The sequence below is a fragment of the Bradyrhizobium prioriisuperbiae genome, assembly GCF_032397745.1.
GTDB classification, from domain to species: Bacteria; Pseudomonadota; Alphaproteobacteria; order Rhizobiales; family Xanthobacteraceae; genus Bradyrhizobium_A; species Bradyrhizobium_A prioriisuperbiae.
The window spans coordinates 6996848-7012222 of record NZ_CP135921.1; the positions used below are offsets into that span (position 1 = coordinate 6996848).

The window sequence follows — 15375 nt, forward strand, 5'->3', positions numbered from 1 at the left end:
GCCGAATGAGCGGTCGTCATCGCAACGATGTCATCGAGGGCGCATCAAATCCTGGAATTTTTCCACGCCAAAATGGTTTAATCGGAACATGATGCGGCCTGTTCAAAACCATCGTACCACAGCCCTCGCGGGAATTTTCACTGCCGGGGCAATCCTGGCCGCCAGTCTCGCGATATCGGCACCTGCCCGGGCCGAAGACTGCGGCTTCAAGACGCCGCCGGATATCGTCCTCAACAAGGAGTTGATGATCACCGACTTGTCGGTGGTCAACGACGCGCGCGCCTCGGGTCCGAACGGCGCCTGGTCGTTCGCGCACCTGATGGCCACGTTGACGCCGAACCGCGATACAGGCGACACCGTCAAGGATTGGCTTCGCACCTGGAACACTCCGTCTCACATCAACGGCTTTCCGCTCGACGCGCGACCGGCGATTTCCGAGACAATCGTCCGGCCCTGGATGGCCAGGGACGGCGCCACCGCGTTCGAGAGCTGGCGTCCCAATCTCGCCAATGCCCCGTTCCGTTTGCTCGCGATTGTCTATCGGCCTGATCTCGGCATCGTCACCAGGGACAATGTGATCGCCAATGCCGGCGAAGCGCGGCTGGTGTTCACGGCGCTCGACCTCAAGGGACGCGGCGATCTCGACACGGCGCCGCCGCTGCCGTTCACCCTGATCTTCGAGTACGCCCTGCCCGCATCCAGCCGCGAACAGGTCAAGGCCTGGGCCGAACGCTGGCACGCGCTGGGGCGGCTGCCGTTCGGCGTATCTTATAACGAGGCGCTGCAAGCCATTATCGGTACGTTCGACGGCTCTACCGGAACCAACACCTTGGCGCGGTTGCGCACCAACGAAGGGCTTGGCTTCCCCTGGCAGCTGCGCGAATTCCATCTGGACACGCAGGAACAGCGCTTGATCGCAGTACCGGTCAGCAACACGCCGCATCTCAGCCAAATCGATCAGCCCGACGCCCTGTCGGCAGCTATCAACAGCGATCGCGGTGGCGATATTCCCCTGCGCTTCATCGGCGGCAACGCCGACATGCCCAGCAGAGATTTCCGCTGGCCACAGATGGCCATCACCAACAATGTGTTGCGCCACAACTTCGCGATGCTGACCTGCAATGGCTGCCATACGGCGGAAACCGGCCGCAAGGCGGACGAAGCCGACGTCGCCAGCCATGCCGGCTTCCGGCACATCAGCGGCCGCCTGCATGACGCCGAGGCCACGCTGTCCGACTTCCTGACCGGCAATCCAGCCGTGGTGACCGACCCGACCGGAAAACTGCAGACCTTCTGTGACCTCAAGATGCGGCAGCGCGCAATGTTCGAGGCGCTCAACCCGCTGCCGGCATCGACGACATCAGCCCCGCATCCGGACGATCTCTCGGTAGCGCGCTCGCGCAAGGATCGCACTGACTGAGCGGGCTCTCGGTCAAAAGCGCTTCTCGGACAGAATGCGCGTGGCGTGCTGAAGTCTGTCGACCGAGCGCTCGGTGTCGGTCAGAGCACAACAGCTCACCAACGTATCGATAATCGCGAGCTGAGCGACGCGGCTGCTCATCGCCTCGGGCCGATATCGGGTTTCATTCGCGACGGTATAGAGCAGCACGTCACAGTGCGCCGCGAGAGGCGACTTGCCGAGCCGCGTGATACCGATTGTCCTGGCGCCGGATTCCCGCGCCAATCGGGTCGCAAGCACCGTCTCGACCGTGCTGCCGGAGTGAGACACCGTGACGGTCGCGACGGTTGGACCGGTCATGCCGGCGCTGACGGCCTGGACATGGGAATCGACGACCGCGCTTGCCGCGAGCCCCAGTTGCAGCAAGCGATAGGACAGGTCCTGCGCAATGGGCGCCGAACTTCCGATACCATAGATCTCAATGCGCTGCGCGTCCCTCAACAGGCTTGCCGCCTTCGCCAGCGATTCCATCGAGAGCAGGCGTCGCGTCTCGTGAAGCGAAGCGGCATGGGCGGCAAAGATGTGATCCGTGACGGTCGCCGGATCATCGCCCCGATGCAGGTCCTCCTGAATCAGACGAACCGGCTCGATCAAATCCCGCGCCAGAAGAATTTTGAGCTCCTGAAACCCGCGAACATCCACCCGGCGGCAAAAGGCAACGATCGTGCCTTCGCTGACGTCACAGGTCTCCGCCACTTCGGTGATCGACATGTGAATGAAGGGCTCGGGCTTTGCGAGTATCAGCTCGGCAATCTGCCTGGCTTTCGGCGGAAGCTCGGACTGCAACTCCCTGATGCGGGAGAGGATGCCGTTCACCGACGGTCCTGGATTGACGTTCATGCCTGTCACCCGCGCCTTCGCAAACACCGTGGGAGTTGATCCGATACTCCGATTCGCCTTGCGCAAAACTTCAACTCCCGGTGGCCCGCCAGGATGCTCCGGCAACGCTGGCTCATGGGTCATTCCCGCCTGCTTTCGCATCGACATTTCGTCGACTGAGAAAAGCTCATAAAATAATATCTACAAAATAAAATATTCACACTCACGTCAAGTGGGGTTGGTACCCCTCGTCAGGTGATCTCGCGCAGGGCCCAAGAGCTTCCCAAGGCCTGCGCCGCAAACCGAGATCGGTCTGCTCAACCCAATTCAACCTCAGGTAGAAAAATGACAACACGTCGTGATTTTCTGGTGGGCACCGCGGCAGCGGCTGCCTTTACCAGCATCGACCGGGCACTGGCCATTCCGGCGAGGCGCCGGACCGGCACCATCCAGGACGTGAAGCACGTTGTGATCCTGATGCAGGAGAACCGTTCGTTCGACCACTATTTCGGCACCCTGCGCGGCGTGCGTGGCTTCGGCGATCGTTTCCCGATCCCGCTCGAAAGTGGCAAGCCGGTCTGGTTCCAGTCTGACGGCACCCATGAGATACCGCCTTATCACCGCGACTCCGCGACCTCCAACGCGCTGGTCGGGTATGGCACGCCACACTCATTCGGCGACAGTCAGGCCGCGTGGAACCAGGGCAAACTGGGCTTCTGGCCCAAGTACAAGACCCAGTACGCGATGGGCCACTTCGACCGCACCGACATCCCGTTCCAGTTCGCGCTGGCCGAGGCCTTCACGCTCTGCGACGCCTATCACTGCTCGATCACCACCGGCACGGATCCCAACCGGATCACGTTCTGGTCGGGCTCCAACTTCAATCCGGCGCTGCGTGCACAGGGCATCAACTGCACGACCAACGATTCCGAGCCCAACAACAACCGCTGCTGGCCCAACCCGTCGAAGTGGGTGGCGGGTCAACCTCAGCCGCAGCCGACCTATCGTTATGTCGGCAGCGACTTCACCTGGGACACCCTGCCCGACCTGCTGCAGAAAGCCGGTGTCAGCTGGCACATCTACCAGGACATGAACGACAACTGGACCGGCGCGATGCACGGCTGCCCGGCATTCTCAAGCTTCCGCCACGCCCAGCCGGGTGATGCCAACTACACGCACGGCCTGACCGGTGGTCCGGACTATCTGGACACGTTGAAAGCCGATGTGAAGAACGACACTCTGCCCCAGGTCTCGTGGATCCTGCCGACGCAGGCCAACTCCGAACATCCCGGCGGCGGCAGCCCGACCCGCGCCGGCAATTTCACCGACCAGGTGCTGGAAATCCTGACTTCCAATCCCGAAGTCTGGAGCCAGACCGTCTTCCTGCTGACCTTCGACGAAAACGACGGCTTCTTCGATCACCTGCCGGCGCCGGCGGTGCCGTCGTATGACATCAACGGCAACCTGATGGGCAAGGCCACGATGCCGCTCGCGGGTGAGTATTTCTCCAACACCGTCGGCAATGTCCTGACCGGCACCGACACCATCAGCGGCAACGTTCGTCCCTGGGGTCTCAGTGCACGCGTACCGATGTATGTGGTGTCGCCGTGGAGCAAGGGTGGCTGGGTCAATTCGCAGGTCTTCGACCACACCTCGGTGGGACGTTTCCTCGAGAAACGCTTCGGCATCAAGGTGGCCGCGATCAGCCCTTGGCATCGCGCCATTTCGGGTGATCTGACCACGGCCTTCGACTTCGCGAGCCCCAACGATCCCCGCTTCCCGGACTTGCCCGACCAGAGCAACTGGTCTGCATCGGATGCGCATCAGCGCACACTGCCGGCTCCCACTGCGCCGGCGACACCGCAGCCGCTGTTTCAGGAGACCGGCGTGCGCTTCTCGCGGCCGCTTCCCTACATCCTGCATGCCAGCGCACACGTCGACGCCGGCAAAAACAAAGTCAGGCTCCTGTTCGCCAACACCGGCTTTGCCGGCGCTGTGTTCCATGTCTACGACAAGCTGCACCTGGATCGCATTCCCAAGCGCTACACCGTCGAGGCGGGTCATATGCTGGACGACGAATGGGTGGTCGGCGACGATGGCCTCTATGATCTGTGGGTGCTCGCTCCCAATGGATTCCACCGCCAATTCAAGGGCAACCTCAACAAGGTCCGGGACAGACACGCGCCCAATCCCGAGATCTTCGTGGGCTACAATGTCTTCGACGGCGGCTTGCACGTGCAATTGCGCAATGACGGCAACAGCCACCTGCGTTTCACGGTGAAGTCGAACAAGATCTATGGGCCGCTGCTGGCCGTCGGCGCTTCGATATCAGCCGCGTTACAGCCGGAGTTTCCGGGCTTCGGTCCGCTTCCCGGCCTGCAGCCTGTCGGCCTTGGCCAGGTACCTGGCTTCCGATCGGCTCCGGACGCCTTCGCCCCCGGCTTCGGCTTCAACCCGTCGAGCTTCTTCCCGGGCCCCGGCTTCGGCGGCCCCGGCACGTCGTGGGATGTCAAAGTGCCCGCGTCCGGCCGTCCCAGTGAACTCTACTGGAATCTGCGCACGACCGGCCACTGGTACGACTTCGTCGTCACCTGCGACTCGGACGACGGCTTCTCCCGGCGCTTCGCCGGCCATGTGGAAACCGGCCGCTCGTCGGTGAGCGATCCCGGCATGGGCGTGGCCGACCGGTTCTGAAGCTGCGTTTTCACCACAGCAAATGGAAGGCACCTTCGGGCGCCTTCCATTTTCGTTCGCACCTGAGTTCGCCGCGCGGGCCTTAGAACTTGACGACGAAGCTGCCCTGGACGGCGTGGTTTTGCGCCTTGTCGGCCACGGCACCGCTGTAGGTCACGCCCAGCAACATGTTGCGCGTGACCTTCCAGTCGAGACCGGCTTCTGCAACAGCGCTCTGGCGCGCGACCGGAACACCGGTCACCGCGAACGGCGAACTGCCGCTGGCGAAAGCGAAACCGGTGACCGGCGTCACATCGCCGAACGCGGAGCGCCAGCCGAGCGTGCCACGGGCCACCAGCACCGTCGAGTCGCTCATCAGGAAGCTGCTTGCGGCATGCAGGCCCAGCGTGCTGTAGCCGACGTCGCGACGTTCCCGGCCGCCGGTAAGCGCGGCCGCGCCGCCACCCTCGGTGAAGGAGCCGGTGTCAAAGTGGACATAAGCCAGCCCGGCGAACGGCTCCAGGACAACGGGGCCTGCCATGATGCTGTAGCCGACTTCGCCAAACACCTGCGTGGTCTGCGCGCCGTAGCTTGCCTTTGCCGTCCCGGCAAAACCGGGGAACACAATCGCGCGGCTGGTGTCGATGTCGTGCCAGGTGTAGGCGACGCCAGCCCGCAAGCCCCACGGCCCGATCTGGCCGCCGCCATAAGCGGCAACGTGATAGTTATCGCTGCCACCCGACGACGCGCGATCGCCAACACTGAAGGACGTGCGCGAATAACCCGCCGCAACACCTGCGCGCCACATCCCGTTGAAGGTGGCATCGATGCCCGAGATGAAACCACCGCTCGAACGACTGATCCGCGCGAGACCGTCGCGGCCATCGATTTGGCCCCACGAGCCAAACCCGTGGGCCCAGGTTGCGTAGACCAGACTTTCCGGCCCGACCGCAGGGATCGGCTTCGCCTTGGTGTAGAGCGGCCGCTTCTCGCCGCTCGCGCCCTGACTTGATGGCACCACGGGATCGTTCGGTCCAAGCGTCGCAAGCCGCAAATCCGACGTGGTCGGCGTCAACTGGCGGACACGGTCGATCACAGCGTCGCGGACCTGATAGGACTCGTCGATCAGGACGCTCGATGCACTGGGATGAATCTCTCCCGAGAGCAGATCGAAGGCCTGCCGCGCCTGGGCTGCCGAGCTGGAGAGGACGGCGGCCGCGACCGGATTGCCGAAGCCGAGCGACTGGACCGCAGCGGCGACCGACGTCTGGTTCGGCGTCTGGGCGACACTCGCAAACGGCACGCCGTTGAAGTTGAGCGTCACGAACGCACTGGTCGGATTGAAGGACAATTGCGGAGTGAGGAAGACCGAAGCCGTCAGCCCGTTCAGAGCTCCAAAGGTTCCGCTTACGCCGCCTGTCGCGGTCAGGATCGTGTACGGCACATTCGGCGTCAGAGGCGCCACCGTCTGCACACTCACGGTGCCGCCGGACAGCGTGGCGGTCCCCGTGGCCGCAAGCGCGGTGGTCTGGCCATTGCTGCCGAATTGAACCGCGAGGGTCGATCCCGAGGCCAGGGACACATTGCCCGCAACGTTGAGGGTGCCGGTGCTTCCGGTGCCTGTCGAACTGCCGGGCGCCACGATGCTGCCGCTCGCCGCGGTCAGTGTGCCGACCGTGCCGATGCCTGCCAGCGTGCCACCCGCGTTCACGGTCACCGGCGAGCTTGCGATGGAGCCGCCGACATCGAGTGTTCCGGCGTTGATGGTGGTCGGCCCCGTGAAGGTGCTTGTACCGGTCAAAACAAGTGTGCCGGCGCCGTCCTTTTGCAGCGCCGTGGTGCCGGTGCCGTTCTGGATGACACCAGCGAAGTTACCAGCGTCGGCGATAAGCGTCGCCGCCGCGGCACCGTCGTTGGTGATCGTGCCGCTGCCCGTGAGATTGGCAGTGGTGGTGCCGATGCCGTTCAAATTGAGCGTGCCCGCGGCTCCAACATTCAGGGTGCTGCCAGTGCCGGCGGTCAGCGTCGCGGCCGCGGGATCGAGTGGCTGGAAGGTGCCGGCATCCACCGACACCGTCAGTCCCGCAACCACCGTCCCGCCTGTCCCGGTCAATCCCAGTGTGCCGGTGTTGCCGGCCGAACCGATATGCAGGGTGCCGACCGGCGTGGTGCCGGTGCCGAGCGCCAGTCCGCCCGTCAGCGCTGCCGTCTGGCCTGCACCGGCCGCAATGGTGACGTCGAGGCCGCCGCCGACCGTGAGCGCATTGGCGAAGGTGCCGCTGGCGTTGAGGGTCAGCGCAGTGCCGCTGGCGGCCAAGTTGACCGCACCGGTGCCGAGCGCCGTCGTGGTGCCGGCAACAACGGTGCCGGCTGTGATGGTGGTGCCGCCGGAATAGGTGTTGGTGCTGTTGAGGGCGAGTGTGCCCGTTCCGGTCTTATCCAGACCGCCTGCACCCGAAACGACGCCGTTCACCGCGCCGCTGATCCCTGCACCTGTGTTGAGCGAGGCCGCACCGTTGAGCACGATGGCGTTGCCGAGGGCCAGACCGTTAGCAGCAAGATCAAGCGTAGTTCCCGCCCCCATGGTCAGCGCACCGCTGCCGAGCGCCGCGTTGTTGCCGGCGCTCAGCGCGCCGCCGGTCAGACTGACCCCGCCGGTGAAGGTGTTCGCGCCGGTCAGCGCGAGCGCACCGGTGCCATCCTTCTGCACCGCAGTCGTGCTGGTGCCGTCCTGGATGACGCCGGCGAAGTTGCCGGTGCCGATGACAAGCGTTGCCGCGGCAGCGCCGTCGTTGGTGATCGTGCCGTTGCCGGTGAGGTTGGCAGTGGTGGTGCCGATGCCGTTCAGGTTCAGTGTGCCGGCCGCACCAACATTCAGTGTGCTGCCGGTGCCGGCTGTGAGTGCCGCGGCTGCGGCATCGAGTGGCCGGAAGGTGCCAGCATCCACCGACACCGTCAGGCCCGCAACCACCGTACCGCCTGCCCCGGTCAATCCCAATGTGCCGGTGTTGCCGGCGGAGCCAAGATGCAGAGTGCCGACCGGCGTAACACCGGTGCCGAGTGTCAGCCCGCCTGTCAGGTCCGCCGTCTGACCGGTGCCGGCGGCAACGGTGACGTCAAGGCCGCCACCGATAGTGAGCGCATTGGTGAAAGTGCCGCTGGCGTTGAGTGTCAGTCCGGTGCCACTGGCTGCAAGCGTCACGGCACCGGTGCCGAGTGCCGTCGTGGTGCCAGCGACAACGGTGCCACCACTGATGGTGGTCCCGCCCGAATAAGTATTGGTGCCATTGAGTGTGAGCGTACCCGTTCCGGTCTTGCCGAGATTGCCCGCCCCCGAGATAACGCCGTTCACGGCGCCGCTGATGCCGCCGGTCGTGTTGAGCGAGGCCGCGCCGTTGAGTGCGATGGCGTTGCCGAGCGCAAGGCCGGTCGCGGCGAAGTCGAGCGTGGTGCCCGCTGCCATGCCCAGGGCACCGGCGCCGAGCGCCGTGTTGTTGCCGACACTCAACGTGCCGCCGGTCAGGTTGACCCCGCCGGTAAAGGTGTTCGCACCGGTGAGTGCGAGTGTGCCGGTACCGTCCTTCTGCAGCGCCGTCGTCCCGGTGCCGTCCTGGATGATGCCGGCGAAGGTGCCCATGCCGGCGACAAGCGTTGCCGCCGCGGCACCATTGTTTGTGATGGTGCCGTTACCCGTGAGATTGGCGGTGGTGGTGCCGATACCGTTCAGGTTCAGCGTGCCGGCCGCTCCGATGTTCAGCCTGCTGCCGGTGCCGGCGGTGATCGCTGCGGCCGCGGCATCGAGCGGTTGGAAGGTGCCGGCATCCACCGAGACCGTCAGACCTGCAACCACGGTCCCGCCTGCCCCGGTCAAGCCCAGAGTGCCGGTGTTGCCGGCCGAGCCGATATGCAGGGTGGCGACCGGCGCGGCGCCGGTGCCGAGCGTCAGGCCGCCCGTCAGCGCGGCGGTCAGGCCGGCGCCGGCGGCGATGGTGACGTCGAGGCCGCCGCCGACATTGAGTGCATTGGCGAAAGTACCGCTGGCATTCAGGATCAGCGCCGTACCGCTGGCCGCAAGGGTCACCGCACCGGTGCCGAGCGCCGCCGTGTTGCCGGCGACAACGGTGCCGCCATTGATGGTGGTGCCGCCCGAATAGGTGTTGGCGCCATTGAGAACGAGCGTGCCGAGGTCCGTCTTCACCAGAGTAGCGGCTCCGGTGAGCGACGAGCCGATAGTCGCCGTCATGCCCGCACCGGCGGCGGTGCCGTCGCCGACACGGATGATGCTCTGCGCAGCCGCCAGCGTGATCGGATCGCCCTGCACCTGATAGCCATTCACCGCGAACTGCATCCCGGTGACGCTGATAGTGCCGGAGGTGTTGTCGACCGTCACGGTGCCGGGCGAGCCCTGGAAGATGGCAAAGGCGGGAGCTGGGCTGAGCGGGGTATTCAGCGTTCCGTTCTGATTGGTCCAGTTGTCGTTGGTCGCGTTCCACAGACCGTTGCCGCCATTGACGACGCCGTTGTTGTGATCGGCGACATTGCCGCCGTCCCAGAAATTCAGGGTCTGGCCGCCGGTATTGACGAGATTGACCTGGTTGGTGACGGCGGTCTGCACCGAAAGGTTGGCAGCCACGGTGCCGCTCGGCACTGTCCCGACGGCCATGCCGTTGTTGGTAAGGGCCCCACCATAATCCATCAAGCGGTAGATGCCGGCGCCGAGTCCGCCCAGGTCGGTGACATTGAGCGTGCCGCCGAGGGTGAGATTGCCCGTCACATTGAACAGCGGTGTTGCGCCGGGCGCACCGAGTGCGGCGTTTACGTTCGATCCTGCGTTCAGTGTGAGCGCGCCCATGGTCAGGGTCTGGCCCTGGATGCCGGCCAGGTTGCCGCCGCTTGCGACGGTAACGGCTCCGCCGATCGAGCCGGACCCACCCAGCGTCCCGCCGGCGGCGACTGTCGTCGCAGTGTTGCCGAGCGAGCCATTGACCTGGAGCGTGCCGGCGCCGACGATGGTTGCGCCGGTGTAGGTGCTGGCGCCATTGAGCGCGAGTGTCCCCCCGCCTGTCTTGGTCAAGCCCCCGGCGCCGGAGATGGCGCCGTTCACGGCGCCCGTGATTCCGGCCCCCGCATTCAGCGAGGCGGCTCCGTTCAGGGTGATTGCGTTGCCCAAAACAAGACCGGTCGTGCCGAGGTCGAGCGTGGTGCCGCCGCCCACGGTCAGCGCGCCGGTGCCCAGCGACGCATTGTTGCCGATGCTGAGTGTGCCGCCGGTCAGGTTGACGCCGCCGGTGAAGGTGTTTGCGCTGTTGAGCGCGAGCGTGCCGGCGCCGGTCTTCCCCAGGCTTCCGCCCCCGGAGATGACGCCGTTCACGGCGCCGCTGATCCCGGCCCCTGCGTTCAGCGACGCTGCACCGTTGAGTGTGATGTTGTTACCGAGCGCAAGCCCGGTGACGCCGAGATCGAGCGTGGTGCCGGCATCCATGGCGAGCACGCCGGTGCCAAGCGAGGCGCTATTGCCGATGCTGAGTGTGCCGCCAGTCAGATTGACGCCGCCCGTGAAGGTGTTCGCGTTGTTGAGCGCAAGCGTGCCGGCGCCTGTCTTGCCGAGCGACGCCGCCCCGGAGATGACGCCATTGAGCGCACCGCTGATGCCTGCTCCCGCGTTGAGCGAGGCAGCGCCGTTGAGCGCGATATTGTTGCCGAGTGCGAGACCGGTGACGCCGAGATCGAGGGTGGTGCCGGCATCCATGGCAAGCGCGCCGGTACCGAGCGACGCATTGTTGCCGACACTGAGCGTGCCGCCGGTCAGATTGACTCCGCCCGTGAACGTGTTCGCGGCATTGAGCGCGAGCGTGCCGGCGCCGGTCTTGCCAAGCGAGGCCGCCCCGGAGATGACGCCGTTCACGGCGCCGGTGATGCCCGCCCCCGCATTCAGCGAGGCCGCGCCGTTGAGCGCGATGCCATTGCCCAGCGCAAGACCGGTAACGCCGAGGTCGAGGGTGGTGCCGGCATCAAGGGCAAGAGTGCCTGTGCCGAGCGCCGCATTGTTACCGACACTGAGGGTGCCGCTGGTCACATTGACACCGCCGCTGAAGGTATTCGCCGCGTTGAGCGCAAGCGTCCCGAGACCGGTCTTGCCAAGCGAGCCTGCGCCCGACATCACGCCGTTCAACGCGCCGCTGATCCCTGCGCCCGCGTTGAGCGAGGCCGCACCATTGAGCGTCACATCATTGCCGAGCGCGAGGCCGGTGATGCCGAGGTCGAGCGCGGTGCCGGCCCCCATGACCAGGGCGCCGGTACCGAGCGCGGCACTGTTGCCGAGGCTCAGGGTGCCGCCGGTCAGATTGACTCCGCCCGTGAACGTGTTCGCGGCATTGAGCGCGAGCGTGCCGGCGCCGGTCTTGCCGAGCGAGGCCGCCCCGGAGATGACGCCGTTCAGCGCACCGCTGATACCGACGCCGGCATTGAGCGAGGCTGCCCCATTAAGTGTGACGTTGTTGCCGAGTCCAAGGCCACTGATGCCGAAGTCGAGTGTGGTACCGCCCCCCATCGCCAGCGCGCCGGTGCCGAGCGCGGCGCCGTTGCCGAGGCTCAGCGTACCGCCGGTCAGATTGACCCCGCCGGTAAACGTGTTCGCGGCATTGAGTGCGAGGGTTCCCGCGCCCGTCTTGGCCAAAGAGGCCGCGCCGGAAATCACACCGTTCAAGGCGCCGCTGATGCCTGCACCTGCATTGAGCGAGGCCGCCCCATTGAGTGCGATGTTGGTGTTGAGTCCAAGACCGGCGACGCCGAAGTCGAGCGTGGTGCCGGCACCCATGGCAAGATTACCAGTACCGAGTGCGGCGCTGTTGCCGATGCTCAGCGTGCCGCCGGTCAGGTTGACGCCACCGCTGAAGGTGTTCGCCGCATTGAGCGCCAGTGTGCCGGCGCCGGTCTTGCCAAGCACAGCCGCGCCGGAGATGACGCCATTCACTGCACCGCTGATTCCGACGCCGGCATTGAGCGAGGCTGCGCCGTTGAGCGCGATGCCGTTGCCAAGCCCGAGGCCGGTGATGCCGAAGTCCAGCGTGGTGCCGGCGCCCATGGCCAAGTTGCCGGTTCCGAGTGCCGCGCTGTTGCCGAGGCTCAGGGTGCCGCCGGTCAAGCTGACCCCGCCGCTGAAGCTGTTCGCGCCATTGAGCGCCAGCGTGCCGCCGCCGGTCTTGCTCAGCGCGAGCGTGCCGGCACCGTCCGCAATCAGACCGCCGAAAATGCCGGCGCCGATATCGACGTTGGCGAGACCAGCGACACCGGTGCTGAGTGAGCCGGTGCCGGTCAGATTGGCCACCGTCAACCCAATGCCGTTGAGGTCGACATGACCGGCCGCTCCGATATTGAGCGTGCCGCCCGCACCGGCGAGAAGCGTCCCGGCTGCCGCATCGCCCAGGGCCAATGTGCCGAAATTGGCCGACAGGGTGACATTGCCGCCAATCGTCGAGCCGGCACCGTTCAGCGTCAGCGTTCCAGTGTTCGCCGCCGAACCGATGTTGAGTGTGCCGCCCGCACCGAGGTTCAAACCGCCTCCGAAGGCCGCATTGACGCTGGCGCCAGCCGATAGCGTGGCTGCGGCGCCGGCGCCGAGGCTCAGCCCGTTGTTGAAACTGCCATTGACACCGAGCGCAAGCTCTGCGCCCGCGCCGAGTGTCACGAGCCCGCTGCCGAGCGCGCCCAGACTTCCGGCCACCAGTGCGCCGCCATTGACGGACAAACCGCCCGAGAAGGTGTTCGCACCGGTGAGGGTCAATGATCCGGCGCCGGTCTTGGACAAGCCGAACGCACCGGAAATCACGCCACTGGCGATCGCAGAGCCTGTCGCGACATCGAGGCCGGCCGCACCGGTGAGTGCGATGTCGTTGCCGAGCGTCATGCCCGCGCCCAAACCGAGCGACGTGCCGGCCCCAAGCCCGATCGCTCCCAGGCCCAGCGCCCCCGCGCTGCCTGCGACCAGCGAGCCACCGGTGACGGTGAGACCGCCGCTAAAGGTGTTGTTACCCGACAGGGTCAGCGCGCCAGCACCGATCTTGGTCAAGCCAAGCGCGGTCGTGCCATCGGCCAGGATGCCGGAAAAATTGCCGGCGCCAACCGACAGGGTCGCAGCCGCACCACCGTTGTTGCTCACGAGACCGCTGCCGGTGAGATTGGCCGCGGTGGCGGCCAGGCCGTTGAGATCGAATGTCCCGGCGGCACCAATATTGAGCGTGCCGCCGACGCCGGCGGCGAGCGTTCCCGCGGCCGCGTCTCCCAGCTTCAGGGTGCCGACATTTGCCGACAGCGTCACGTTGGCGCCGACCACCGAGCCTGCGCCGTTCAAGGTGAGCGTGCCGGAGTTTCCGGCCGATCCAAGATTGAGCGTGCTGCCTGCCGCGAGATTGAGTCCGCCTCCCAGGGTGGCTCCGACCCCGGCACCAACCGAGATGGTACCGGACGCGCCGGCTCCAAGATTGATAGCGTTGTTGAAGGCGCCGTTGACGCCCAGCGACAATTCCGAGCCGCCGCCGAGGGTGACGGCACCGGTACCAAGAGCGCCCAGGCTGCCCGCCACCAGCGTGCCTGCACCAAGATTCAGGCTGGCAAAGCTGTTGTTGCCTGACAGCGTCAATGCGCTCGCACCGGTCTTGGTCAAGGCGAACGCACCGCCGATATTGCCGGTGATGCTGGCCGCACCAAGGGACGCATCGAGCGAGGCGACGCCAGTGAGGTTGATCGTATTGCCAAGGCTGACGCCGGCGCCAAGCCCCAGCGTCGTTCCCAGACCAAGCGATGCCGTGCCGGTGCCGAGCGCCGTACTGCTGCCGGCAATGAGCGTGCCCGCGCCAAGCGTCAGGCCACCGCTGAAGGTGTTGTTGCCCGACAGTGTCAGTGCATTTGCGCCGGTCTTGGTCAGAGCGAACGCGCCGCCGATGTTGCCGGTGAGACTGGCCGCGCCGAGGGAGGCGTCGAGCGAGGCCGAGCCCGTCAGGTTGATCGCGTTGCCGAGGCTGATGCCGGCGCCAAGCCCGAGCGTCGTCCCCACACCAAGCGTTGCGATGCCGGTGCCGAACGCTGTGTTGCTCCCGGCGACCAGTGTGCCCGCACCGAGTGTCAGGCCACCGCTGAACGTGTTGTTGCCCGACAGCGTCAGTGCGCCCGCTCCGGTCTTGGTCAGGGCAAACGCGCCGCCGATATCGCCGGTGAGACTGGCCGCGCCGAGGGAGGCGTCGAGCGATGCCGAACCGGTCAGGTTGATCGCATTGCCGAGGCTGATGCCGGCGCCAAGCCCCAGCGTCGTCCCTGCCCCAAGCGTTGCAATGCCGGTGCCGAGCGCCGTGTTGCTGCCGGCGATGAGCGTTCCACCTCCAAGCGTGACGCCGCTTGTGAACGTATTGTTGCCCGACAGCGTCAAGATGCCGGAGCCGTTCTTGATCAACGCCCCGCCGGCTCCATCGATCGCGCCGCCAAAGCTGGTGCTGAGATTGCCGTTGAGGGTGAGAGCATTCGCGCCGAGATGAAGCGCACCGCCCGCGGTTCCCGAGATCGCGCCGGCGGTCATGCCGCCGGAGGTCAGGCCGGAGATGTCGAGGACACCGCCGGCATTGACGGCCAATTGCGCGCTGCCACCGGTGCTGGTGCCCGTGAACGAGATGCTGCCGCCGGCGTTGGCGGTGATGGTCGACGTACCGGCGGTGCTTGACCCGGTAAACTGCGTGATGCCGTTCGCATTGTTGGTGATGTTGACACCCGCCGCGGTGCTGGTGCCTTGAAAGACAAGGCTGCCCGTACCGCCCACGACACCCGAGGTGACGAAATTCTGCGGAATGGACGATACGTCCTGAATGCCGGTGCCAGTCAGCGTGAGCGAGGTGTTGAGCCCGAGGCCGCCGATGATACTGAATACATAGGGATTGGCCCCTCCGATGAACGAGATCGTCCCCACCGTGCTTGCCGTGCCAGCCGTGAACGCCACCGCAGGGACCAGGGACGCACCGAAGGTCGCCGTGCCGGTCGGCACGGTCGCGGGCGTCCAGCTCAACACGTTGTTCCAGACGCCGAGACCTGCACCGGTCCATGTGGCGTTTTGCGCGCGCGTCGTCGTCGGCATCATCGCCATCCACAATGCAAGGCTGGACACGCTGAGCAGCAGCGCGGAGCGATCGATGCGGCGCCTCGGAGCAAACTCGGCGATCGAGGGCCGCCGTTGAGGGGCCGGACGTTTTGCAAACGAGAAATTTGCAATCGACGAACCAGGGATCGAACGCATCGCCAGAGCCCTCCGCGCACGGGTTTCCAAGCGGCCACGACCGTCTGGCCGCTGACCTTCCGAAGAATTCAACGTTGGCTTCCGAGTGGATTTTGCTGGCCTGTCCTGGGCCGATGACCTACGGCGCGCACGCCGCAGCGTGCACCGG

4 protein-coding genes are annotated in these 15375 nt (G+C 65.8%); 2 read left to right on the forward strand and 2 right to left on the reverse strand.

What is annotated here, in order from left to right; genetic code table 11:
* Positions 1 to 88 precede the first annotated feature (88 nt).
* Positions 89 to 1420 carry a hypothetical protein gene (locus RS897_RS32860; RefSeq protein ID WP_315832838.1) on the forward strand — a complete coding sequence of 444 codons (1332 nt, stop codon included), beginning with the start codon at positions 89 to 91 and terminating at the stop codon, positions 1418 to 1420.
* 12 nt (positions 1421 to 1432) lie between these two features.
* Here RS897_RS32860 and RS897_RS32865 read toward each other — a convergent pair whose 3' ends face one another.
* Positions 1433 to 2299 carry a MurR/RpiR family transcriptional regulator gene (locus RS897_RS32865; RefSeq protein WP_315832839.1) on the reverse strand — a complete coding sequence of 289 codons (867 nt, stop codon included), beginning with the start codon at positions 2297 to 2299 and terminating at the stop codon, positions 1433 to 1435.
* Positions 2300 to 2623: 324 nt separating this feature from the next.
* On the opposite strand from RS897_RS32865, the gene RS897_RS32870 reads away from it, so the two are divergent.
* The gene (locus RS897_RS32870; RefSeq protein ID WP_315832840.1) at positions 2624 to 4972 is read left to right on the forward strand and encodes a phosphocholine-specific phospholipase C; all 2349 of its coding nucleotides are present in this window, start codon (positions 2624 to 2626) and stop codon (positions 4970 to 4972) included.
* 82 nt (positions 4973 to 5054) lie between these two features.
* On the opposite strand, the gene RS897_RS32875 is transcribed toward RS897_RS32870, so the two are convergent.
* A complete protein-coding gene (locus RS897_RS32875) occupies positions 5055 to 15068 on the reverse strand; it encodes an autotransporter-associated beta strand repeat-containing protein (RefSeq protein WP_315832841.1) in 10014 nt (3337 codons plus the stop codon).
* Between the last annotated feature and the right edge of the window lie 307 nt (positions 15069 to 15375).

Coding starts and splice junctions, on each gene's coding strand:
- RS897_RS32860 (WP_315832838.1), top strand. CDS start 89: ATGATGCGGCCTGTTCAAAACCATCGTACCACAGCCCTCGCGGGAATT.
- RS897_RS32875 (WP_315832841.1), bottom strand. CDS start 15,068: ATGCCGACGACGACGCGCGCGCAAAACGCCACATGGACCGGTGCAGGT.
- RS897_RS32870 (WP_315832840.1), top strand. CDS start 2,624: ATGACAACACGTCGTGATTTTCTGGTGGGCACCGCGGCAGCGGCTGCC.
- RS897_RS32865 (WP_315832839.1), bottom strand. CDS start 2,299: ATGAACGTCAATCCAGGACCGTCGGTGAACGGCATCCTCTCCCGCATC.